We start from the raw sequence: 22783 nt of genomic DNA, 5'->3' as shown, positions 1-22783 counted from the left end.
TTCGTCCTGAGCCAGGATCAAACTCTCCAATAAGGATTGTGTTGATCGCTCCAGACGGAATATGTCTGGCAATCTGGTAAAACTACTCAAAGGAACACTCCTGACGAGGAGTATTCATATTACTGGCTGTGTTTCGGCACGCTGTTGAGTTCTCAAAGAACACGCGCTCACCGGTTCCATTCTCCGTTTCCGGAGAGTTTCTCTCGGGGCTTGTGTTGAAAGCTTAGCTCGTTCGTTTTTCGCTTGTCAAATCGGCCGTTTCGGGCTTCTCTGCTCGGCGCAAACTCGCTTCGCATTCAGTTTTTGGCTTGGTTCAGAAGTTATCTGAGAGGCTTTTCCGGTGTCAAATCGGGGTCTTTTCGGATCCCGGACAGCACGTTAGGCCGTTCATTCACTTCTGGGGGGTTTGACGCCGCGATACTTTACCCGGCCCGATCCGCGGTGTCAACCGCTCGTTCCGGGGGTCTCGCTTGCGACTCGAAGAAAGTTACTCAGCGGGAGGTTCAAAGTCAAATCGCCTGGTCAGCGGGCTGCTTGATCGGCACGGACGGGGTCGGAGCAGCCGGCTTGGCGCCAACCGGACGCGGCCGGAGCCACAGGGTGATGGAACGCAGACCCTCCATCGCCCGCACGATCTGGTCCGGTGCGGCCACCTGGCGGGTGGCCAGCGGCACCAGGTCGTAGCCCCAGACGCCGAACTCCTTCAGGACCGTCACCGGATCGTCACCGAACTCGGAGGTCGACGTCGCCGAGAACTCCAGGAACACGTGCGGCCGGTCGCGCCGCAACAACCGGACCAGGCCGGCGAGCGCACGATGACCTCGCCCTGGCGTGTCCACCCGCACGACCGAGAGCTTCATGCCCTGAACCAAGGAGATCTCTTCGAGCTCCTTGTCCAGGCGCACCGCCCGCACCCGAGCGACATCCGCGGACGCATCAGCGGGCAGCGGCGACACCGACACACCACCGGTCAGCGTCGGCGACGCGGCCAGCTCACCGGGGCTCTCCCACGCGGCGCCCTCGATCACGGTCAACCGCGAGGCCACGGCGGCAGGCAGGTTCGCCGAGACGTTGTGCCTCAGCAGAGCAGCCGCCGACGCATCGGGCTCAACGGCGACAACGGCGCCCATCAGGCCCATCCGCGACAACACGCGGATCGAGTGGTACCCGACGTACGCACCGACATCGACGAAGATGCCGTCCGGCTCGAGCACCGAGTCGAGCAGTTCCGCGAGGTCCGGCTCCCACACACCGTTGGACGACAACAGCGGAAGCATGAACGCGTCGTCGGAGGGCAGTCGCATCATGCCCGCGTCGCACAAAACCAGCGACGAACGCACCTCGGGCGCGTCCCCGGCAGCCTCGTGCTGGCGAACCACCACGCGCCGCAGGGCGTCCGCGGTCTGCTGCGCGTGATGAGCCGCCCGGATGGCGGCGTCCAGCCGCGAGTCGCGCTCGCGGAAGACCTCGACGACCTTGGATTCCAAGGTGTCGATCCGGTCCAGCGTGCGATCCAGCGCCACGGTCAGCTTGTCGATCCGCTCCGCCAGGACGTCGTTCGACTTCGCGCGCTTGGCCGCCTCGGCGACGACCGCGTCCTCGATGTCCCGCAACCGGCGGCCCTGACCGGCCATGTCCGCGCGCACGCGCACGACCCCGTCGTCGACACCGACCAGCTGGTCGCCGAAGTGCGACTGCCGTTCCGCGACCTGCTCGACCTCGGCGCGCAGCAGCTCCAGCTCGCCCGCGCCGACCCCTGCCTTCAGCGCGTCCTGCCGGTCGACCAGCTCGGACACCGTACGCTCCACCCCGTCGATCAGGGTGTGCAACACCTGGCGCATGTGGTTGTCGTAGTGGTCCAACGCGCGCAACACGACCTTGCGCAACGCGGGTGCCATCGGCGTCCGGTGAGCGGTGTCCACGTTGGGCTGGCGCAGTAACGCGTGCTTCGCCGACTGCAGCGCGAGCATCGGGTCGACCTCGGGCTTCGGCTTCGGCCGGCGCGCCCGCCATCCCCGGTACGCGTGCTCGACGCGTTCGCGGAGCAGCTCGGCCACCCGCGGGACCGACCGCACCGACAGCACGTGCTCGCGTGCGGCCGCACCCAGCGCCTCCGCGGTCGCCAGGTCGTCGGCCAGCGAGTGGAGCAGCTTCGCAGCCGCCTGCACATCGGGCTCGGCACCTTGGTGACACGGCACGAGAACCGCTGTCTTGCCGAACAGCTCGGCGACGGCGCCGTGGTCCGACGCCACGATCGGAATCCCCCGCACGGCCAGGTTGGCCAGGCGCAACGCGATCGCGTCGTCCGCCCCACCGCGGTGCAGCGACACGACAGCGTCGGCGTCCAGACACACGTCGACGTCCTCGACCAGCGAAATCCGCGGGTCGGAAGCCGTGGCCAGGCGCAGCCGCTCGGCCGCCTCCGGGTGCTCGAACGCCCCGGACACCGCGATCCGCAGCTCGACGTCGGTGCGATCGGGGAACGCGCTCAAGAACGCCGACACCGCGCCCAGCACGTTGCCGGGCCGGTCGAGAGAGTGGTCCGCGATCGCCGCGAACACCACCACGTCGCCGGCCGTGTGCTCACGCGCGCCAACGTCGTGCACCGGCACAGGCACCACACGAACGATGGGTCCGCCGATGCGTTCGGCGGCAGCACGCGATAAATCCGACGACAGCCAGAGCTCGTTCACGCCCGTGCGGTCGTCCGCGGAGGTTGCGTCCAGCGCGACCTCGACCACGAACCGCCCGGCGGGCACCTCGTCGTCGGGCGAGGTCCGCATCACGACGGGATAGCCGGCGGAAGTCGACACCGGCAGCCCGGACGCGCGCGCCGCCGCGAGCATCAGCTGCGACAACGGCCCCGAACCGACGACGGACACGCCGAGCTGGTCCAGCAGCGCCGGCCCTTCCGAACGAGGCTGCGGCACGGCCGGTACGGGCAACCGCCCGGAAGCCACCCCGACCCCGGCGCACCACTCGCGCCAGGCATCGGCATCCGCACCGAACGGCGCCGGGAACTGCTGCTGCAGCGACGTGTCAGCACGCCACACCGCATCAGCCCAACGCGTTCCACCGCTCGCGGTCTGCTCGCACGCCCAGGTGAGGAACCCACCACCACCGTCTTCACCGAAAGCTGGCGGCGGCGTCGGCGAGGCGGCCCGGTAGTCGGCACGGAGCTCGGACGGGATCTGCGTCCCGTCGATCAGCGAACCGAACCGGTACGGCACCGGCTGCACGGTCCAGCCGCAACGCACCAGCTCGGCGCGGTACGCCGTGCACAGCTCGGCGACCTCCTGGTGCTCGGAGAGCAGCACACGGGGACGGTCGGCGAAGTCGGCGGACAGCAGCCACGGCCGCCGCGGGTCGAACCCGCGGAAGTGCACGGTCAGCAGGTCTTGCCCGACGACGGCCAGCGAGCCCGACTCGGTGCGGTGCAACGGCCGGTCCGCGACGTTCCACACCGACACCCCGACCCGTGCGTCACGCACCACGTGGTGCGGCACGATCGCCGGCATGTCGAGCGAGCCCAGGTAGGGCTCGGAGCCCTGACCGACCGCGATGAAGCCGGGGTCGAACGCGCCCAGGTCGTGCAGCTCGGCGGGCCCCGGCTGGAGGCCGTCCGACGGCAGCGGGCGCAACGTGCGCGGCAACAGCGCGACCGGGGCGTTGCGCAACGCCTCCAGCACGAGCTTCGTGAGCGAGCCGAACACCTGCACCCACGGGTCGAGGTACAGCACGGGCATGCCCTGCGACAGCAACGCCTCCAGCAGCCGCGGCAGCATCGCGGCCTTCAGCGCGTCGGCCTCCATCGAGGTCGCGAGCACGTGCAGCTCGGTCTCGGGCACGCCGATCTCCGCTGGCGTGATCAGCCCCGGTCCTGCGTGCTCCGGTTGCGCGTCCACGACCAGCGCGACGAACCGGCCCTCGGGGTGCTCCGCGAGGAACGAGCTGGACAGGACCTTGACCGCGGGCAGCTCCGCCGCCGTGGCGACCGTGCACGCGCAGATCGCCGGCTGGAACTCGGGTACCTCTGTCACGGAGAGCAACGTATCGGCCTCACAGCACGGGAAGAAGAGTGCGCAACTCGTACGGGGTGACGCTTCGACGGTACGCGTCCCACTCCGTCCGCTTGTTGCGCAGGAAGAAGTCGTAGACGTGCTCACCCAGCGCTTCGGGGAGCAGCTCCGAGTTCTCCATCTCGGTGAGGGCCTCGCCGAGGTTCTGCGGCAGGTTCGCGTACCCGGCGGCACGACGTTCGCGGTCGGTCAGCGACCACACGTCGTCCTCGGCGGGCGGCGGCAGTTCGTAGCCCTTCTCGATGCCCTTGAGGCCGGCGGCCAGGATCACGGAGTAGGCGAGGTACGGGTTGCACGCGGAGTCCAGCGAGCGGATCTCGACGCGGCGCGACGACGACTTGCCCGGCGAGTACATCGGTACACGAACCAGTGCCGAGCGGTTCGCGTGACCCCAGCACACGGCCGTGGGGGCCTCGCCGCCGACGATGAGGCGCTTGTACGAGTTCACCCACTGGTTGGTCACACCGGAGATCTCACGGGCGTGCTTCAGCACACCCGCGACGAACATCTTGCCGATGTCGCTGAGCTGGTACGGGTCTTCCTCGTCGTAGAAGGCGTTGCGGTCGCCCTCGAACAACGAGATGTGCGTGTGCATGCCCGACCCCGGCTGGTCCGAGAAGGGCTTCGGCATGAACGAGGCGCGCACGCCCTGCGTGATCGCGACCTCCTTCACCACGTAGCGGAACGTCATGACGTTGTCCGCCATGGTCAGCGCGTCGGCGTAGCGCAGGTCGATCTCCTGCTGGCCGGGCGCGCCCTCGTGGTGGCTGAACTCGACGGAGATGCCCATCGCCTCCAGCGCCTCGATGGCGTGGCGGCGGAAGTGCGTGGCGGTCTCGTGCGACGTCTGGTCGAAGAAGCCGCCGTTGTCCGCGGGGATCGGCTCGCTGCCGTCGCCCGGCAGGTCCTTGAGCAGGAAGAACTCGATCTCCGGGTGCACGTAGCAGGTGAAGCCCGCCTCGCTCGCCTTCGACAGGGTCCTGCGCAGCACGTGGCGCGGGTCGGCCCACGACGGGGAGCCGTCCGGCATGGTGATGTCGCAGAACATGCGCGCCGAGTAGTTGGTGCCCTCGGGCGTCTGCCAGGGCAGCACCTGGAACGTGGCGGGGTCCGGCTTCGCGACCATGTCCGATTCGTAGACGCGGGCGAAGCCCTCGATCGCGGAGCCGTCGAACCCGATGCCCTCGCTGAAGGCGCCCTCGAGCTCGGCCGGTGCGACCGCCACGGACTTCAAGAAGCCCAGGACGTCGGTGAACCAGAGCCGGACGAACCGGATGTCGCGTTCCTCGAGCGTGCGGAGCACGAACTCCTGCTGGCGGTCCATAGGGCGCAGCTTAAGGGCTCCGGACTCTCCAGTGCCGTGGCCGCTGGCCTTAGCGCCGTATTCGGTGGTCAGACGGGTGCGTCGGGGTGCCGGCCCCGCGTCCTCATCCTGGTTGGCTGTGGGCGTGGGGCCGGTGTCGCGACGCGCCCTGCTGAGCGCCGAAGACGCGGCTGAGGTCAGCGGCCCGGCACTAGGATCAACGCATGTCCGCCCGTTGGTTGTTGGTTTGCGCACTCGCCCTGCTCACGAGCTGCACGTCCGGTGGAGATCTCCCCGATGGTGCGACGTTGCTCTCCAGGTCGGCCGAGTCGATGCGCTCGGTCAAGACCGTCCACTTCACCATCAAGGTGGACGGAGAGCTGCCGGACGTGCCGGTGAAGGACGCCGACGGCGACCTCACGTCCGCCGGTGACTCGAAGGGCACCGCGAAGGTGACGTTCGCCGGCCAGCTGCTGGCGATCGAATACGTCCTGACCGGCGGAAACCTGCACTTCAAGGGCCCGACGGGCGGGTTCACGAAGCTGCCTGCGGCGTTCGCGGGCCAGGTGTACGACCCGTCCGCCATCCTGAACCCGGACAAGGGTGTGGCGAAGGTTCTGGCCAGCGCGAAGGACGCCAAGACGAAGTCCTCCGGTGACGTGTCGGTGATCGAGGCGACCGTGCCGAAGGACGTCGCCGCCGGTCTGGTGCCCGGCATCTCCGCGGACGTGAAGAGCACGTTCTCCGTGGACAAGGACAACAAGCTCAAGAGCGCCCTGTTCGAACTGCCCGGTGGTCAGAAGGTCGACATCGGACTGACCGACTTCGACAAGCCCGTCACGGTCACGGCCCCGGCGTGATGCGGGCCGGGAAATGATGAGAAGAGTGGCTCTCGCCGCATCCGGTGCGGCTGTGCTGCTGGGAGCGCTCGACGCGTACGTCGTCGTCGGTGTGCTCACGGACATGGTGCGCGATCTCGGCATCGCGGTGAACAAGCTGCAGGAAGCCACGCCGATCGTCACCGGGTACCTGCTCGGGTACGTGGCCGGCATGCCGTTGCTCGGGCAGCTGTCGGACCGGCTGGGGCGGCGGTTCGTCCTGCAGGTGTCGCTGCTCGGGTTCCTGGTCGGGTCGGTGGTCACGGCGCTGGCCGCGGACGTGCCGCTGCTCGTCGCCGGGCGCGTCGTGCAGGGTCTGGCCGGTGGCGCGTTGCTGCCGGTCACGATGGCGCTGGTCGCGGATCTGTGGGAAGAGCACCGGCGTTCGGCCGCGCTCGGGGCGGTCGGTGCCGCACAAGAGCTGGGGTCCGTCCTCGGCACGCTCTACGGCATCGGGGTCGCGTCACTGTTCAACGCGTTGCCGTTGTTCGAGGCGTGGGAGCCGCAGAGCTGGCGTTGGGTGTTCTGGGTGAACGTCCCGTTGGCAGTCATCGCGATGGTGATCGTGCAACGGACCGTGCCGAATACACGGCGTGAAGTTCGCATCGACGTTGTTGGCGGAGTGCTGCTCGCGCTGGCGCTGTCGTTGCTGGTGGTGGCGCTCTACAACCCGAAGCCCGAAGAGTCGGTGCTGCCGTCGTGGGGCTGGCCGGTGCTCGGTGCCGCGTTGGTCGTGCTGGTCGCCTTCTTCCTGTGGGAACGGCGTGCTGCTGTGCGGCTCCTCGATTCCGAAGGCGTGCAGTGGCTGCCGTTCTGGGCCGTGCTCGGCGTCTCGCTCGCGGCCGGTGCGGCGTTGATGGTCACGCTCGTCGACGTGGAGTTGTTCGCGCAGACGGTGTTGCGCCGGGATTCCGCGGCTGCCGCGGCGTTGCTGGCGCGGTTCCTGATCGCGTTGCCCGTCGGTGCCGTCGTGGGCGGGTTCCTGGCGGCACGCCTCGGCGACCGCTGGGTGTCCTTCGCCGGGCTCGCGATCGCGTCGGCGTCGTACGTGCTCATCGCGCAGTGGCCCGCCGACGTGTCCGGGTTCGTTCTGACGCGTGACCTGGCCATCGCCGGTTTCGGGCTCGGGCTGGTCATCGCGCCGTTGTCCGGTGCTGTGCTGCGTGTCGTGCCGTCAGTTCGTCACGGCGTGGCGTCGGCGTTCGTCGTCGTCGCGCGCATGGCGGGCATGCTCGTCGGCGTGGCGGCGTTGTCCGCGTGGGGACTCCACCGGTTCGGCGAGCTCACGGCAGGCCTGAACACCCCGCTGCCGTTCGGGGTCGAGAAAGCCGAGTACGCCCGGCAGATGGCCGAGTACCAGCGCAGGCTCACCGAGGCGCTGCTCACCGAGTACCACGAGATCTTCCTGATCACGGCGGTGATCTGCGCGCTCGGCGCGCTGGGTTCGGTACTCCTCCCCTCGAAGCGTCAGCAGACCGAGTCCGTCTCCGGCAGTCTCAAGTCCACCAAGTAGTTCGTGCCCACACCGTCCACACAGCCGATGCCGGCCAGGAACGCCGTGTGCTGGTTTCCGTTGTAGGTCAGCAAACGCGCGCCGAGCGCGGCCGCGAGGTCCACACCGGACTGGTACGGCGTCGCCGGATCACCGGTCGTCGAGATGACCAGCACCTGCGGCAGCCCGTTCACGTTCGGCGGATGCGGTTCCGACGTGTGCGGGGCCGGCCAGAATGCGCACGGGCCGAGTGCGGTCTCGTCGGTGGGGATCGTGTCGTTGCCGAGGATTTCCAACAGCCTCCGACGGTTGGACTCCAGCGTGGCGCGGTCCTTCACCGGTGGTTCGTCGACGCAGCGGATGGCCACGAACGCGTCCTGGATGCGGGAGTACGTGCCGTCCGGGGCGCGGCCGAGGTACTGGTCGGCGAGCTGCAGCAGGGTGCTGCCCTTGTTCTGCCGGAGCTCCTGCAGACCCTTCAGAGCGGTCTCCCACAGGCGGTCCGAGTACATCGCCTGGATGATCGCGGTGTTCGCGTCCGAGTGGGACAGCTTGCGGTCGCCGACCTGCAGCGGAGCCTTCTTCAGCGGCTCGATCATCTGCCGGAACCTGGGCTCCGCGGCGGCCGCGTCCGTCCCGATCGGACAGTCGCGCTGGGCGCACCAGCCGGCGAACCGCTGGAACGACTCCTCGAAGCCCTGCGCCTGACGTGCCGACGCGGCCACCTTGTCGCTGTTCACCTCCACGGCGCCGTCGAGCACCATCGCGCGCACGTTGCGCGGGTACATCTCGGCGTACATCGTGCCGATACGCGTGCCGTAGGAGTAGCCGAGGTAGCTCAGCTTCTTCTCCCCCAGCGCGGCGCGCAGCACGTCGATGTCCCGTGCGACGTCACGCGTGCCGACGTTGCGCAGCAGGTCGATACCACTGCGTTCGGCGCACTTGTCGACGAAGTACTTGTTCTCCTGTTCGGTCTGGTTCGCGCTCTCGCCCTTGGGGCGCAACCGCTGCGCGTCCCGTTCGGCGTCGGTCAGGCACTGCACGCGGGGCTGGCTCGCCCCCACGCCGCGCGGGTCGAAACCCACCACGTCGAACCGCTTGCCGACCGGGTTGTTCGGCTGCATGTTCGCGACGTGCGACATGCCCGAACCACCCGGACCACCGGGGTTCACCACGAGAGAACCGACCCGCCGCTCCTTTTCGGCGGCAGGCCGGCGCAACAGTCCGACGGTGATCGTCCCCGCGTCCGGTTTCTCGTAGTCGAGCGGGACCTGCAGACGCGCGCACTGGATGCCCTCGCGTTCATACAGACCCTTGCTCTTCGCGTCGGTCGCGTAGGGCTGACACGCGCCCCACGACAACACCTGCTCGTAGAAGCGTGCAAGACCCTTGCGCGCGGCGACGGGATTGCCGTCTATGCGCGCGTAGGACGTTGACGTGCCGAGCAGGACGATCAAGGCGAACAAGGCCGCGGTGACTCGGGATCGCCTCTTCGTCATTAGGCGCACCGGGTTCCGTCGGCGGGCAAGGTCAGGTCGATCAGGTACTTCACGCCGGCCTCGTCCACGCACTTGTCGCCCTGCAGGAAGACCGTGTGCTGGACGCCTTCGAAGGTGAGCAGCCGCGAGTTGAGCGCCTTGGCGAGGTTCACGCCCGCCTGGTACGGGGTGGCGGGGTCACCGGTAGTGGAGATGACGAGCAGCGGCGGGATGCCGTCGGCCTTGGGCGGCGCGGTGCGGCCGGACACCGGTGCCGGCCAGAACGCGCACGAGTCGAGTGCCGCGCCGGGTGGGTTGCCGTCGTCGAGGAACGGCGCCGCCTCCTTGTACTTCTTCGCGGTCTCCAACAGCGCGTTCTTGTCCGTGAGCCGTGGGTCGTCGACGCAGTGCACGGCGGTGAACGCGTCCGTGATCGTCGAGTAGTTGCCCTGGTCGTCTCGGTCGAGGTACGCGTCGGCGAGGCGCAGCAGTGTGCCGCCCTTGCCGGTCTTCAGCTCGTCGAGGCCGTCCAGGAGCAACGGCCAGAGCTGCTCCGAGTACAACGCCTGGATCGTGGCGGTGATCGCGTCGTTGTAGGACAGCTTGCGGTCACCGACGTTGACCGGCTTCTGGATCAACGGGGTGGTGAGCTGCCGGAAGCTCGCGTTGGCATCGTCGCCGAGAGGGCAGTCCTTCTTCTCGCGGCACCATTTGACGAACTCGTCGAACGCCTTCTGGAAGCCGGCGGCCTGGGCGACCAGCGACGCGAGCTGGTCCTGGGTGGGGTCGACGGCGCCGTCGAGGATGAGTGCGCGCACGTTCTGGGGGAAGGTCTCGGCGTACTCGGTACCTATCCGGGTGCCGTACGAGTACCCGAGATAGCTCAGCTTCGCGTCGCCGAGCGCAGAGCGGAGGACATCCATGTCCTTAACTACGTCCCGCGTGCCCAAGTTGGCGAGCATTGCCGCCCCGAATTTTGTCCCGGCGGCACACTTCTCGGCATACGCCTTGTTCTCCTGCTCCGTTTGGGCGATTCCCTCGGCGCTCGTATCAACGTCGAGGTCCAAACGCTCGGCATCGCGCTCCGCTCCGGTGAGGCACCTGACCGCCGGTTCGCTCGCGCCGATGCCCCGCGGGTCGAACCCGATCAGGTCGAAGCGTTTCGCCAGTTCGGTCTTGCGGTAGTCCGTGATCAGGCCCGCGGCCGACGCCATGCCGGACGCACCCGGCCCGCCGGGGTTGATCAGCAGCGAGCCGATCTTCTGGCCGGTGGCCCTGTACCTGAGCACACCGATGGTGATCGTGTCGCCGTCCGGTTTGGAGTAGTCGAGCGGGACCTGCAGCCGGGTGCACTCGACGTCGCGCTTGCTCCCGTAGGCCTGGCGGCTCGATCCCGTGGTGGCGAACGGCGCGCAGTCCTGCCAGGCGAGCTGCTGGCCGTAGAACTTCTCCAGACCCGCCGGGACAGTCCCGGCTGGACCGGGTTTCTCCAGGGACACGCCGGGCTTGGCCGTCCCGTCGACGATCGACGTGCAGGACGCGAGAAGGGGAATGACGAGCAACACGCTCAAGAGACGGACCACAGCCCGATGGTATGGGAGATGATGAGGGCATGCCGCAGCTTCGCATCGCGCTCGCCCAGGTCAACGCCACTGTTGGCGACCTTTCCGGCAACGCGTCGTTGGTCGTGGAGTGGACGCGCAAGGCCCGTGAGGGCGGCGCGCACCTCGTGGTGTTCCCCGAGATGGTGCTGACCGGCTACCCGGTCGAGGACCTGGCGATCCGCACGTCTTTCGCCCGCGCGTCCTCCGAGGCGCTGGAGTCGCTGGCCACCACGCTGGTCGAGGCCGGCCTGGGCGACATCGCCGCGTTCGTCGGGTACCTGGAGCACGACTCCGTGGGGCCGCGCAACGCCGTGGCGGTTCTGCACGGCGGGCGTGTCGTGGCGCGGCAGAGCAAGCACCACCTGCCCAACTACGGGGTGTTCGACGAGCGGCGGTACTTCAAGCCGGGGTCGTCGCTGGACATCGTGCGGATCAACGGTGTCGAGGTCGGCATGGTGATCTGCGAGGACCTGTGGCAGGACGGCGGCCCGATCACCGCGCTCGGTGACGCCGGCGTCGACCTGGTGGTCTCCCCCAACGCCTCGCCGTACGAGCGCAACAAGGACGACCAGCGGCTGCCGCTGGTGGTCCGCCGCGCCGCCGAGGCCGGTGCGCCGCTCGCCTACTGCAACCTGGTCGGCGGGCAGGACGAGCTGGTGTTCGACGGCGACTCGCTGGTGGTTGCGACTGATGGCCTGCTCATCGGCCGTGCGCCGCAGTTCGTCGAGCACCTGATGCTGGTGGACTTCGACCTGCCCGCTGGTTCGGAGTACGAGCAGGGCCAGATCGGCGACTTCTACGTCCGCCGCGTGTTCCTGTCCGACGCCGGACCGGCGTACGAACCGCTGCCCGCACCGCGCGTGTTCGAGCCGCTGTCCGACGAGGCAGAGGTGTGGCACGCGCTGGTCACCGGGTTGCGCGACTACGTGCACAAGAACGGCTTCCGGTCCGTCGTGCTCGGTCTGTCCGGTGGCATCGACTCGGCCGTTGTCGCGGCACTGGCCGTGGACGCGCTTGGGGCCGACTCGGTCTACGGCGTCTCGATGCCGTCCTCGTACTCGTCCGAGCACTCCCGTTCGGACGCCTCCGACATGGCCGCCCGGACCGGGCTGCACTTCACCACCGAGCCGATCGGCGAGATGGTGTCGACGTACGTGGGCCAGCTCTCGCTGACGGGTCTCGCCGAGGAGAACATCCAGGCGCGCTGCCGGGGCATGCTGCTGATGGCGCTGTCCAACCAGCACGGGCACCTGGTGCTGGCGACGGGCAACAAGTCGGAGCTCGCGGTCGGCTACTCGACGATCTACGGCGACGCGGTCGGCGGGTACGCGCCAATCAAGGACGTGTTCAAGACCCTGGTCTGGGGCCTGGCACGGTGGCGCAACGACGAGGCGGAGAAGCGCGGCGAGGTGCCGCCGATCCCGGAGAACTCGATCGTCAAGCCGCCGTCGGCGGAGCTGCGGCCCGGTCAGGTCGACACGGACTCGCTGCCGGACTACGAGCTGCTGGACTCGCTGCTCACCCAGTACGTCGACGGGGATCGCGGGTACGACGACCTGCTCGCGGCCGGGTTCGCGCCGGAGCTCGTCGATCGGGTGCTGCGGATGGTGGACAAGGCCGAGTACAAGCGGCGGCAGTACCCGCCGGGCACGAAGATCTCGAACAAGGCGTTCGGGCGGGACCGGCGGTTGCCGATCACCAACGGGTGGCGTGAGGGCTGATCAGTCCTCCCACCCGTCCAGGGTGACGCCCTCGTAGACGCGCGTGACCTTCAGCGCGGGGTCGCCGAGCAGTTCCGCCTCACCCCGGTGGATCGCGATCACGCCGTCCGGCCCGCACCACCACGCCGCGCGCACGGGCTCGAAGCCGTCGAGGTCGATGTCGTCGACCTCGGCGCCCCGCACCCGTGTGACCCGGCGCGCCGTCCAGGCCGCGTGGTACGCGAGTGCGACCGACTCGACCCAGCCGTCCACCGTCGCGTGCAGCACGGTCCACACGTGCGTTCCGATGCCGAACTCGTTCTGTGGCCCGACCACGAACTCGTAGGGAACGGTGGCCCGCACGCTGCCTGCCCCGAAGTACCACTCGCCGGAGGGGCCGGGCTCCGGGAAGCCCGCCTCGAGGATCAGCGGGCCGCCCTCGTACTCCGGCGCGGGCGGCAGGACCAGCCCGCCCCAGCGCTGCTGGAAGGTCACCGCCCGCTTGATGACCTCCGGAGGCGCACCGCCGTCGAGCACGCCTGACGGTTCACCGGCCGGTAGCCGAGGTAGACGCCGCGAGCCTGGGTGACGTACGAGGCACGTCCGGTCAGGCCGTCCAGCCTCTTCGGGTGGTGCTTCACAGGAGTGGAGTCTGCTCTACCGCGAGCTGAAACCGCGGCCGATACGTTTGCCCACATGAAACGGATCTGGGCGGCGTTCGTCTACCTGGCGACGGGGCTGCTGACGGCCATCGCGTCGTGGCTCGCGATCGGAGTCCTGCTGCTGTCCGTCGTCGTCCTGCCGTTGCTGCCGGTCACCGCGCCGTACATCCGCCGGATCGTGGACTTCGACCGGCGGCGCCTCACCCGTCTCACCGGTGCCGAGGTGCAGTCGCCGGAGCCGCTCGACGGGCCGTGGCTGCACCGGGCGCAACGGGTGCTGGCTGACCCGGAGAGTCGTCGTGAGGGGATGTGGCTGGTCGCGCACGCCTTCTTCGGCACGCTGTTCGGGGCGATCGCCATCGGCAGCGCGGGGGCGCTGGTGCAGCAGCCGTTCGTGCCGCTGCTCTGGTGGGCGCTTCCGAGCGGGATGGAGAACTCGTTCGGCGTCCACGTCGACTCGTGGGCGAAGGCGTTCCTGAGCGTGCCGATCGCGATCGTGCTCACGTTGATCCTGACCCAGCTGCCGCGGCTGGCGGCGCTGGACGCGAGGTGGGCGCGGGCGCTGCTGGCGCCGCCGCGGGCCACGTTGGAGAAGCGGCTGGCGGAGGTCGTGGCCACGAGGGCCGCCGCGCTTCAGGCTCACGGCGCGGAACTGCGGCGCATCGAGCGGAACCTGCACGACGGCACGCAGAACAAGCTCGTCGGCGTGGTGATGATGCTCGGCATCGCGGAACGGACGCTGGTCCACAACCCGGACGACGCGCTCAAGGCGTTGCTCAGGGCGCAGGACGCGGCGGGCGAGGCGCTCGAAGAACTGCGCAACGTCGTGCGCAGCATCCACCCGCCCGTGCTGGAGGATCTGGGTCTGGACGGGGCCATCCAGGCGCTCGCGGCGCGATGTCCGGTGCCGTGCGTGTTGCAGGCCGAGCATCTGGGACGGTTGCCGGCGGCGGTGGAGGCGGCCGCTTACTTCGCGGTGGCCGAGGCGCTCACGAACGTGGCCAAGCACAGCGGGGCCAGGCACGCGTGGGTCAGCCTCGGGATGGACAACGACAAGCTCACCGTCATCGTCCACGACGACGGCAAGGGTGGCGCGGACGAGAAGCGGGGGACGGGGTTGGAAGGCATTCGCGGCAGGGTGGCGGCGCTCGACGGTACGGCGGACATCACCAGTCCTGAGGGCGGTCCCACCGTGCTCACCGTCGTACTACCGATTGGGAAGTGACCCATGCGCATCGTGATCGCCGAGGACGACGCGTTGCTCCGCGAGGGGCTGACGTTGTTGTTGCGCAACGAAGGGCTCGACGTGGCAGCGGCCACGGACAACCCGGACGACTTCCTCGACGCCGTGGCCGAGCATGAGCCGGACATCGCCGTTGTCGACGTGCGGATGCCACCTACGTTCACGGACGAAGGGCTCAAGGCGGCCGTGGAGGCGCGACGCCGGCACCCGAAACTCGCCGTGCTCGTGCTGAGTGCGTGGGTGGAGCAGAGCTACGCGCACGAGCTGCTGGCGGGAACGAGTGGTGGTGTCGGCTATCTGCTCAAGGAACGTGTTGGCAAGGTCGCGGACTTCCTCGACTCGTTGCACCGGGTGGCGAACGGCGGCACGGCGCTCGACCCCGAGGTCGTGTCGCAGCTGCTGGTGCGGCGCAAGGCTGACGACGCGCTCAGCGTGCTGTCACCACGTGAGCGCGAGGTCCTCGGGCTGATGGCGCAGGGGTTGTCGAACGCGGCCATCGGCGAGCGGTTGGTCATCAGCGCGGGAGCCGTGCACAAGCACATCGGCAACGTCTTCCTCAAGCTCGGCCTGAACTCCGAGGACGGCACGGGTGACCGCCGGGTCCAGGCCGTGCTCGCGTACCTCGATCACTGAGCCGAACTCATTGGGGACGGACGAAGGGGAAGAGCACGGTCTGCCGGATCGACGTGCCGGTCAGCATCATGAGCAACCGGTCGACGCCCATGCCGAGCCCACCCGTCGGCGGCATGCCGTGCTCCAGCGCCCGCAGGAAGTCCTCGTCCAGCTCCATCGCCTCGACGTCACCGGACGCGGCCTTCAACGACTGCGCCTCCAGCCGGCGCCGCTGCTCCAGCGGGTCGGTCAGCTCCGAGTACGCGGTGCCGATCTCCGCGCCGAACGCGACGAGGTCCCACCGCTCGGCCAGGCGCGGGTCGACGCGGTGCTGACGGGTCAGCGGTGACACCGAGGTCGGGAAGTCGATGTAGAAGGTCGGGCCGACGGTGGAAGCCTCGACGAACGAGTCGTAGGCCTCCTGCACCAGCTGGCCGTGGTCCCAGTCCTCGTTGATCTCGACGCCCCGCGAAGCGAGCAGCGAACGCAGCTCCGAGACCGACGTGTCCAGTGTGACGACGGTTTCCAGCGCCGCGGAAACGGCGGTGTAGACCGGAACCACCGGCCACTCCCCCGAGAGGTCGAACGTGCCGTCCGGCCGCTCGGCCACCTCCGCGCCGAACGCCGTGCGCGCCGCGTGCTGGATCAGCTTGCGCACCAGGTCGAGCATGACCCGGTAGTCCGCATAGGACTGGTAGGCCTCCAGCATCGTGAACTCGGGGTTGTGCGTGGCGTCCGCGCCCTCGTTGCGGAAGTTGCGGTTCAGCTCGAACACCCGGTCCACGCCAGCGACGCACAGCCGCTTCAGGTACAACTCCGGCGCGATCCGCAGGTACATGCGCATGTCGTAGGCGTTGATGTGGGTGACGAACGGCCTCGCGTTCGCGCCGCCGTGCACCGCCTGCAGCATCGGCGTCTCGACTTCGAGGTAGGAGTGCGAGTGCAGGAACTCGCGCACGCTGCGGATGACGTCGCTGCGCAGCTTCAGCAACGCCGCCGAGTCCTGGTTCACCACGAGGTCGAGGTAGCGCTGACGGACGCGGGCCTCCGGATCGGTGAAGCCCTTCCGCTTGTCCGGCAACGGGTGCAGGCACTTCGCGGTCATCGTCCACGAGGAGGCCAGCACGGAGATCTCGCCGTGGTCCGACTTGACCACCTCGCCGGTGACGCCGACGTGGTCGCCCAGGTCCACATCGGACTTCCAGGAGGCGAGCGCGTCGCCGAGCGAGTCGACGGACAGCATCAGCTGGATCTCGCCGCTGAAGTCCCGCAGCCGCGCGAAGCAGAGCTTGCCCATCTCCCGCAGCGCCACCACGCGTCCGGTGACCGAGACCACCTCGCCGAAGCGGTCCCGCGCCGCGACGAGGAGATCCGAGCGGTCGAAGCCGACCGGATACGGGTCGACGCCCTGCGAGACGAGCCGTTCGACCTTCGCGATGCGCACCCGCACCTGTTCGGGACGCCGGACCACCTTCGGTTCGACGCGGATCGCGTCGATCTCGGCGACCTTCGCGGCGAAGTCGGAACTCACGTCCGTCTTCTGCAGAGCGCGCTTGCGCAACGACCGCAGTGACGGCACGAAACCCTCTGCCACGCCAGCGGCGATGCTGACCCGCGGCAACGACCGGGAACGCTGGTAGCAGAGGAAACGCGGCTCCCAGTCCGGCAGGTACTTGGCGTTCGACCGGTACAGCGACTCCAGCTGGAAGAACCGCGACGCGAGCGACAGCACCCTCCGCCACGCCCGCAGCACCGGGCCCGCGCCGATCTTCTCGCCCTCCTCGAACACCGCGCGGAACATCGCGAAGTTCAGTGAGATCCGCTGCACGCCGAGGTGGCCGGCGGCGGCCGCGAGCTGGGCGACCATGTACTCGTTCAGGCCGTTCTCCGCCGCCCGGTCACGCCGCATCAGGTCCAGCGACACGCCACGACGGCCCCACGGCACGAACGACAGGAGCCCGCGCAACGCCCCGGAGGCGTCGTAGGCCTCGACCATCACGCACCGGCCGTCGCTCGGATCTCCCAGACGTCCCAGCGCCATCGAGAACCCGCGCTCGGTCTCGGCACCCCGCCACGCCTGCGCGAGGTCCAGAATGGACGACATCTCGTCCGGCGCGATCTCGCTGTGCCGGCGCACCCGCGCGGTGTACCCGGCGCGTTCGACGCGGGACACCGCCTGCCGCAGCCCTCGGCGTTCCGGACCGGCGAGGTTGAACTCGCGCACGTCCAGAATCGCCTCGTCGCCGATCTCCAGCGCCTTGAGCCCGGCGTCGGAGTAGACCTGCGCACCCCGTTCGGAAGCACCCAGAACGCCGGGCATCCAGCCGTAGGTGCGGGCCTCGGACAGCCACGCCAGCACGGCCTCCGGCCAGGCTTCCTCGTCACCGATCGGGTCGGCCGACGCCAGCGTCACGCCCCCGATCACCCGATACGTCAGAGCCGCCCGCCCGGAAGCCGCGAACACCACGCTCTTGTCGCGCCGCGTCGCGAAGTAGCCCAGCGAGTCGGGCTCACCGTCGGCTGCCAGCAGCCGGCGCACGTCGAGCTCCTGGTCCGGTGTGATCATGCTCTGGGTGCGGACACCGCGGAGGAACACGTACAGACCGCGGATCGCGACGAGCGTGCCACCCAGCCCGAGGAGCACACTCAGCCACTGCGGGCCCTCGGGGATGTCGAGCCGTCCCAGCCGGACGACCTCACCCGTGGCCTGGTTCGCCGCCCAAGCCAGCTTGTCGAGCTGTTCCACCAGCTTGCCGGGGAAGACCTCGGCGAGGCCCCAGCCGAGGAGCACCAGCGCGACCATGCCCAGCACGAACGACGCAAGCGCTTGCCGCCACGCACCGCGGGCCAGCCGGGCGGGGAACGCGTCACGCACGATCCACAGCAGCGTCACGAACACCACGGAGCTCGCGAGGCCGACGCTCAGAGACACCCAGTGCGCCTGCTCGCCGTCCTCCAGGACTTCTTCAGGTGCTACGGCCAAGATGACCATGATGAACCCGACGAGCGTCAGGCCGACGACCTGGAACAGCAGCAGCGCCCACAGCGCCGCTCGCTTGTGCCTGCGCAACGCGGAGCCCAGCACGAAGAACACCAGGGCGATGAAGAGGTTGCCGTCGATCGGCAGGCCGAGGAGGTACCCGACGCCGTCCGCGACGTCGGTGAACCAGCTGTCCTCCGGCAGGACCAGCCGGAAGAGCGACAAGACCCCGGCGAGCTGCACCACCGTCGCGATCGCGCCCGCGGCCTTCCACTTCCACGCCGGTGTCACGTCAGCTCCCGAGGTCCACCCATGACCGCCATGATCCCGTCTTCGGCCGGACGGGTGCACGTCGCCTCCTACGGGCGTGTCGACCAGCCTGTCGTGGTGCTCAGCTCCGGGCTCGGCGGGGCGTGGTTCGACTGGGACCGGACGGTGCGGCTGCTCGAACCGCTGGCTCGGGTGATCGTGTTCGACCGGCCGGGGCTCGGTATGAGCGGACCAGCCAGGCGCGGGCCGTCGCTGGCGCGCGAGGTGGCCGTCCTGGACGCCGTGCTGCGCGGGATCCCGCATGCGGTGCTGATCGGGCATTCGATGGCGTCGATGCACGTCGAGGCCTATGCCCGGCTACGGCCGCACCGCGTCAACGGGCTCGTTCTGCTCGATCCGGACACGGAGACGCCGGGCGCGGGCGCGCCTTTCGACGTGTCCGCGGTGGTCGCGCAGGGACTCCGGGCGTTCGGCAGCCGGTGGCTCGGTGCCCGGATGACGCGGCGCTTCGGGCACTCGTTCCGCAACCTGCTGACGGCGGCGTCGACGCTGGGGGTGACCGACCCGGCACCCGCCGACCTGGTGCAGATGGTCTACCGGCGGCCGGGGGTGGGCCGGGCGGTGCTGGCCGAGCTCGCGTCGTACCCCGGTCAGGTGGCGACGCTGGAACGCCTGCGCAGGCGTCGTGAGCTGCCCAAAGTGCCGTTCGTCGTGCTCACGGCGGGGCGTCGGGTGTGGCCGGAGCACCAGTCGTTGGCCGCCCTAGTGCCGTGGGGACGCAACGTGCCGGTGCCCGGAAGCAGGCACATGATTCAGATGGACCGGCCGGATGCCGTGGTCATGGCCGTCCGGGAGGTCCTCAGGGGTCTGCCCGACCGCTGAGCAGGCAGAACTCGTTGCCCTCCGGGTCGGCGAGCACGTGCCAGCTCACCTCGCCCTGGCTGATGTCGACGGGCGTGGCGCCGAGCGCGAGGAGCCGTTCCAGCTCGGCGTCCTGCTCGCGGTCGGTGGCCGTCACGTCGATGTGCAACCGGAGCTTCTGCAGCTTGCGGTCGGGGTTGCGCAGGAACAGCAACGTCGAGCGCTTGTCCGGCGGTCCGATCTCGGCCCAGTCGTCGCCGCGGCCGAGCACCTCGTAGCCCAGAACTTCTCCCCAGAAGGTGGCAAGGCGTTCCGGATCGGTGCAGTCGAGTACCAGCTCGGTGATTCGGGATGCCACGTGTGTGACGGTAGCCGCATCTACGACCTGTTTCCGGCTAACGGTGTCACTCTGGTCTTCGGCAACCGTGCACAACGCGCCCGGGGACCTGCTCACGCGGGCCTCGAGGAAAGGAACGGTCGACGATGACCAATGCCGAAGTTTCCGCGCCCTACGCCGGCGGAGCAGGCCAGAAGGCCCCCGCCAAGAGGGTTCGCGTCCATCACCTGCGTGAGATGAAGGAACGCGGCGAGCCGTGGCCCATGCTCACCGCGTACGACACGTTCACCGCCTCGATCTTCGACGAGGCCGGCATCCCCGTCCTGCTGGTCGGCGACTCCGCGTCGAACACCGTCTACGGGCACGACACCTCGCTGCCGGTCACGGTGGACGAACTGGTCCCGCTGGTACGCGCGGTGACGCGCTCGGTCAAGCGCACTCTCGTGGTCGCTGACCTGCCGTTCGGCTCCTACCAGGTGTCGGTCGAGCAGGCTGTCGCGACGGCGGTCCGGTTCATGAAGGAAGGCCAGGCGCACGCGGTCAAGCTGGAGGGCGGCTCGTACTTCGCGCCGCACATCCGCGCGATCACCGCCGCGGGCATCCCGGTCATGGCGCACATCGGCTTCACCCCGCAGTCCGAGCACCAGCTGGGCGGCTACCGCGTGCAGGGGCGTCACGAGAACCACGACGTGGTGCTCCAGGACGCGATCGCGGTGCAGGAGGCGGGCGCGTTCGCGGTCGTGCTGGAGATGGTGACCGCCGAGGTCGCGAAGCAGATCACGCACGACCTGGTCATCCCGACCGTGGGCATCGGCGCCGGTCCGGACACCGACGCCCAGGTGCTCGTCTGGCAGGACATGATGGGCCTGAACCGCGGCAAGGCGCCTCGGTTCGTCAAGCGCTACGCGGACATCGGCAACATCATGCTGGGCGCGGCCACCGAGTTCGCCAACGAGGTGCGCGGGCACCAGTTCCCCGGTCCCGAGCACACCTTCCACTGAGGTTTCTCGTCAGCGGGTCCAGACCTCCGGGTCTGGGCCCGCCGGCACTATCCCGGTCGGATTGATCTGGTGGTGCGTCACGTAGTAGTGGCGCTTGATGTGGTCCCAGTCGACCGTGTCGCCGAACATCGCGTAGAGGCGCTTCGCGTACGCCCACAGGTTCGGCATCTCGGTCAGCTTGTCCCGGTTGCATTTGAAGTGTCCGTGGTAGACGGCGTCGAACCTGACCAGCGTGGTCCAGAGCCTGATGTCGGCCTCCGTGAGCTGGTCGCCGACGAGGTGGCTGTGGCTGCCGAGGTGCTCCTCGATGCGGTCCAGCTCGGCGAACAGGTTGGTGTACGCCTCCTCGTAGGCCTCCTGTGACGTGGCGAAACCCGCCTTGTAGACGCCGTTGTTGACGTTGTGGAAGATCGGCTCGATCCAGGCGTCGATCTCATCCCTGAGGTGCTCCGGGTAGAGAGTGCTGTCCGGGCGCCAGCGGAGGCTGAAGTCCAGCGTGATCTGCGGGTAGTCGTTGGTGACGACCTCGCCGGTGGTGGTGTCGACGAGCGCCGGGACGGTGACGCGGCCGTCGTAGCCGGGGTCAGCCCTGTCGTAGGCCTCTTTGAGGAAGTCGATGCCCAAGACCGGGTCGGTCTCGGGGAAGCGCCAGCCGCGTTCGTCCCGGATCGGGTCGACCACCGCGAGCGAGATGGCGTCTTCGAGCTTCAGGAGCTTGCGGACGATGATCGCGCGGTGCGCCCACGGGCAGGCGAGGCTGACGACGAGCCGGTAGCGGCCCGGTTCGGGCTCCGGGCGCGCGGTGAAGCGGTTGGGCTGCCGGACGAACGCCCCGGTGGTCGAGGTCTCCTTCGTGAACTGCGCCATGTCGTCGACGATAGGCCCATGTACCCGGAGATCGAGCCCCACGCGTCAGGTCACCTGGACACCGGTGACGGCAACCTCGTGTACTGGGAGGAGTGCGGCAACCCGTCCGGCAAGCCCGTCGTCTTCCTGCACGGCGGCCCCGGTGGCGGGTGTTCACCGTCGCACCGCCGCCTGTTCGACCCGTCCGCCTACCGGATCGTCCTGTTCGACCAGCGCGGGTGCGGGCGCTCGTTGCCACACGCCTCCGAGTCGGGCGATCTGTCGTTGAACACGACCTGGCACCTCGTCGCCGACATGGAACTGCTGCGGGAGTCGCTCGGCATCTCGCGGTGGCAGGTGTTCGGCGGGTCCTGGGGTTCGACGCTGGCGCTGGCGTACGCCGAGAAGCACCCCTCGCGGGTCACCGAACTGGTGCTGCGCGGCATCTTCACGCTGCGTTCGTCCGAAGTGGACTGGTACTACCGCGGTGGGGCGGCGAACCTCTTCCCTGATCTGTGGGAGAAGTTCATGGAGCCGATCTCCGGACTCGACGGCGATCCCGTCGAGCTGTACGCGAAGCTGCTGGCCGACCCGGATCCCGAGGTGCACGGCCCGGCCGCCGTCGCGTGGAGCACCTGGGAGGGCGCGACGGTGACGTTGCTGCCGCGGCCCGAACTGGTGGCGGACTTCGCGGTGCCCTCGTACGCGCTGGCGTTCGCGCGGATCGAGAACCACTACTTCGTGAACAACGGGTGGTTCGAGGAGGGGCAGCTGATCCGGGATGCCGGGCGGCTGAGGGACATTCCCGGCGTGATCGTGCAGGGGCGCTACGACATCGCGACGCCCGCGGTGTCGGCCTGGGACCTGCACAAGGCCTGGCCGGGATCGGAACTGGTGCTGGTGCCGGACGCCGGGCACGCCTACGACGAGCCCGGCATCCTGTCCGCCTTGCTGGCGGCCACGGACCGGCTCCGCGACTAGCGCAGACCGTTCCACTTCGCGCTCGACGTCGTGCACGCGGCAACCGTGACCTGAGCGGTCAGGCACTTGCCGGTGGCGATGTTGCGGAACCGGAAGGACGTGCTGGTGACAGGTTCGCGGCGCCAGCGCTGGTTGCCGGTGCCGCAGTCCTGGCCCAGGACGTTCCCCGAGGTGGTGGCGGTCAGGCAGTTGCCGGTGGCCCTGTTGTGCGGCACGTCCGCGTCGGTGTTCGGGACGATCCAGATCTGGTTGATGACTGTCTCGTTGCAGGCCCTCAGCACGATGTCGGTGCCGCTGTCGGCGAGGCAGCGGTTGCTGCCGGCGAGCTGGTACTGGACCATCGGCTCGGCCTGGGCCGGGACGGCGGTGAGAGTCGTGACGGCTGCGGCGGTCGCGATGATCGCGGCTGGTTTCCCCATGGCGAAGATCTTGTCAGCGCAACGAGTGCCGCGAATC

At 68.9% G+C, this 22783-nt stretch carries 17 protein-coding genes; 8 read left to right on the top strand and 9 right to left on the bottom strand.

What is annotated here, in order from left to right:
• Positions 1-509: 509 nt before the first annotated feature.
• Both C8D87_RS43490 and C8D87_RS43485 read right to left on the bottom strand, forming a co-directional pair.
• A complete protein-coding gene (locus tag C8D87_RS43490; RefSeq protein WP_146772090.1) occupies positions 510-4040 on the bottom strand; it encodes an FkbM family methyltransferase in 3531 nt (1176 codons plus the stop codon).
• Positions 4041-4059: 19 nt separating this feature from the next.
• On the bottom strand, positions 4060-5403 hold the full coding sequence (locus C8D87_RS43485; protein WP_109632772.1) for a glutamine synthetase family protein: 1344 nt from the start codon (positions 5401-5403) through the stop codon (positions 4060-4062).
• Between the two features lie 203 nt (positions 5404-5606).
• On the opposite strand from C8D87_RS43485, the gene C8D87_RS43480 reads away from it, so the two are divergent.
• Together C8D87_RS43480 and C8D87_RS43475 are read left to right on the top strand one after the other, a co-directional pair.
• Complete coding sequence (locus C8D87_RS43480; protein ID WP_109632770.1) at positions 5607-6242, top strand: LppX_LprAFG lipoprotein; 636 nt, start codon at positions 5607-5609, stop codon at positions 6240-6242.
• Between the two features lie 16 nt (positions 6243-6258).
• Positions 6259-7773: an MFS transporter gene (locus C8D87_RS43475; protein ID WP_233442569.1), complete on the top strand. Its 1515-nt coding sequence runs from the start codon at positions 6259-6261 to the stop codon at positions 7771-7773.
• Here the strand turns inward: C8D87_RS43475 and C8D87_RS43470 are convergent.
• Positions 7728-9251, bottom strand: coding sequence for an alpha/beta fold hydrolase (locus C8D87_RS43470; protein ID WP_112232405.1), 1524 nt, complete (start codon positions 9249-9251; stop codon positions 7728-7730). The genes C8D87_RS43475 and C8D87_RS43470 overlap by 46 nt on opposite strands.
• Positions 9251-10813, bottom strand: coding sequence for an alpha/beta hydrolase (locus tag C8D87_RS43465; protein WP_112232403.1), 1563 nt, complete (start codon positions 10811-10813; stop codon positions 9251-9253). Before C8D87_RS43465 ends, C8D87_RS43470 begins: the two co-directional genes overlap by 1 nt.
• A gap of 29 nt (positions 10814-10842) precedes the next feature.
• Between C8D87_RS43465 and C8D87_RS43460 the strand changes: the two genes are divergently transcribed.
• Positions 10843-12555 (top strand): NAD+ synthase, encoded by a 1713-nt coding sequence (locus C8D87_RS43460; RefSeq protein ID WP_109632760.1) that lies wholly within the window; start codon positions 10843-10845, stop codon positions 12553-12555.
• On the opposite strand, the gene C8D87_RS43455 is transcribed toward C8D87_RS43460, so the two are convergent.
• Positions 12556-13071 carry a hypothetical protein gene (locus C8D87_RS43455; protein ID WP_215732659.1) on the bottom strand — a complete coding sequence of 172 codons (516 nt, stop codon included), beginning with the start codon at positions 13069-13071 and terminating at the stop codon, positions 12556-12558.
• Between the two features lie 159 nt (positions 13072-13230).
• Here C8D87_RS43455 and C8D87_RS43450 point away from each other — a divergent pair, with 159 nt between their 5' ends.
• Positions 13231-14421 carry a sensor histidine kinase gene (locus tag C8D87_RS43450; RefSeq protein ID WP_109632758.1) on the top strand — a complete coding sequence of 397 codons (1191 nt, stop codon included), beginning with the start codon at positions 13231-13233 and terminating at the stop codon, positions 14419-14421.
• 3 nt (positions 14422-14424) lie between these two features.
• Positions 14425-15072, top strand: a complete 648-nt coding sequence (locus tag C8D87_RS43445) for a response regulator (RefSeq protein ID WP_112232401.1) — start codon at positions 14425-14427, stop codon at positions 15070-15072.
• 7 nt (positions 15073-15079) lie between these two features.
• Here the strand turns inward: C8D87_RS43445 and lysX are convergent, their stop codons facing one another.
• Entirely contained in the window at positions 15080-18322 is a 3243-nt protein-coding gene (gene lysX / locus C8D87_RS43440) for a bifunctional lysylphosphatidylglycerol synthetase/lysine--tRNA ligase LysX (protein ID WP_112232399.1), read from the bottom strand.
• A 21-nt stretch (positions 18323-18343) separates the two neighbouring features.
• On the opposite strand from lysX, the gene C8D87_RS43435 reads away from it, so the two are divergent.
• A complete protein-coding gene (locus C8D87_RS43435; RefSeq protein WP_109632751.1) occupies positions 18344-19183 on the top strand; it encodes an alpha/beta fold hydrolase in 840 nt (279 codons plus the stop codon).
• Here C8D87_RS43435 and C8D87_RS43430 read toward each other — a convergent pair.
• Positions 19161-19520 (bottom strand): VOC family protein, encoded by a 360-nt coding sequence (locus C8D87_RS43430; protein WP_112232397.1) that lies wholly within the window; start codon positions 19518-19520, stop codon positions 19161-19163. The two genes, C8D87_RS43435 and C8D87_RS43430, sit on opposite strands and share 23 nt — an antisense overlap.
• Positions 19521-19645: 125 nt before the next feature.
• Between C8D87_RS43430 and panB the strand changes: the two genes are divergently transcribed.
• Positions 19646-20500, top strand: coding sequence for a 3-methyl-2-oxobutanoate hydroxymethyltransferase (gene panB, locus C8D87_RS43425; protein WP_109632745.1), 855 nt, complete (start codon positions 19646-19648; stop codon positions 20498-20500).
• Positions 20501-20509: 9 nt separating this feature from the next.
• On the opposite strand, the gene C8D87_RS43420 is transcribed toward panB, so the two are convergent.
• Positions 20510-21367 carry a glutathione S-transferase family protein gene (locus C8D87_RS43420; RefSeq protein ID WP_109632742.1) on the bottom strand — a complete coding sequence of 286 codons (858 nt, stop codon included), beginning with the start codon at positions 21365-21367 and terminating at the stop codon, positions 20510-20512.
• 18 nt (positions 21368-21385) lie between these two features.
• Between C8D87_RS43420 and pip the strand changes: the two genes are divergently transcribed.
• Entirely contained in the window at positions 21386-22327 is a 942-nt protein-coding gene (pip, locus tag C8D87_RS43415; protein WP_112232395.1) for a prolyl aminopeptidase, read from the top strand.
• Here pip and C8D87_RS43410 read toward each other — a convergent pair.
• On the bottom strand, positions 22324-22746 hold the full coding sequence (locus tag C8D87_RS43410; RefSeq protein ID WP_109632737.1) for a ricin-type beta-trefoil lectin domain protein: 423 nt from the start codon (positions 22744-22746) through the stop codon (positions 22324-22326). The two genes, pip and C8D87_RS43410, sit on opposite strands and share 4 nt — an antisense overlap.
• Positions 22747-22783 lie beyond the last annotated feature (37 nt).

The sequence above is a fragment of the Lentzea atacamensis genome (genome assembly GCF_003269295.1).
GTDB lineage: Bacteria > Actinomycetota > Actinomycetes > Mycobacteriales > Pseudonocardiaceae > Lentzea > Lentzea atacamensis.
This window is presented reverse-complemented; position numbering and strand designations above follow the sequence as displayed.

Excerpts from the sequence above, each read along its gene's own strand:
- C8D87_RS43485 (WP_109632772.1), bottom strand. The coding sequence starts at position 5,403 with ATGGACCGCCAGCAGGAGTTCGTGCTCCGCACGCTCGAGGAACGCGAC.
- C8D87_RS43480 (WP_109632770.1), top strand. The coding sequence starts at position 5,607 with ATGTCCGCCCGTTGGTTGTTGGTTTGCGCACTCGCCCTGCTCACGAGC.
- C8D87_RS43475 (WP_233442569.1), top strand. The coding sequence starts at position 6,259 with ATGAGAAGAGTGGCTCTCGCCGCATCCGGTGCGGCTGTGCTGCTGGGA.
- C8D87_RS43470 (WP_112232405.1), bottom strand. The coding sequence starts at position 9,251 with ATGACGAAGAGGCGATCCCGAGTCACCGCGGCCTTGTTCGCCTTGATC.
- C8D87_RS43460 (WP_109632760.1), top strand. The coding sequence starts at position 10,843 with ATGCCGCAGCTTCGCATCGCGCTCGCCCAGGTCAACGCCACTGTTGGC.
- C8D87_RS43450 (WP_109632758.1), top strand. The coding sequence starts at position 13,231 with ATGAAACGGATCTGGGCGGCGTTCGTCTACCTGGCGACGGGGCTGCTG.
- C8D87_RS43445 (WP_112232401.1), top strand. The coding sequence starts at position 14,425 with ATGCGCATCGTGATCGCCGAGGACGACGCGTTGCTCCGCGAGGGGCTG.
- C8D87_RS43435 (WP_109632751.1), top strand. The coding sequence starts at position 18,344 with ATGACCGCCATGATCCCGTCTTCGGCCGGACGGGTGCACGTCGCCTCC.
- panB (WP_109632745.1), top strand. The coding sequence starts at position 19,646 with ATGACCAATGCCGAAGTTTCCGCGCCCTACGCCGGCGGAGCAGGCCAG.
- C8D87_RS43420 (WP_109632742.1), bottom strand. The coding sequence starts at position 21,367 with ATGGCGCAGTTCACGAAGGAGACCTCGACCACCGGGGCGTTCGTCCGG.
- pip (WP_112232395.1), top strand. The coding sequence starts at position 21,386 with ATGTACCCGGAGATCGAGCCCCACGCGTCAGGTCACCTGGACACCGGT.
- C8D87_RS43410 (WP_109632737.1), bottom strand. The coding sequence starts at position 22,746 with ATGGGGAAACCAGCCGCGATCATCGCGACCGCCGCAGCCGTCACGACT.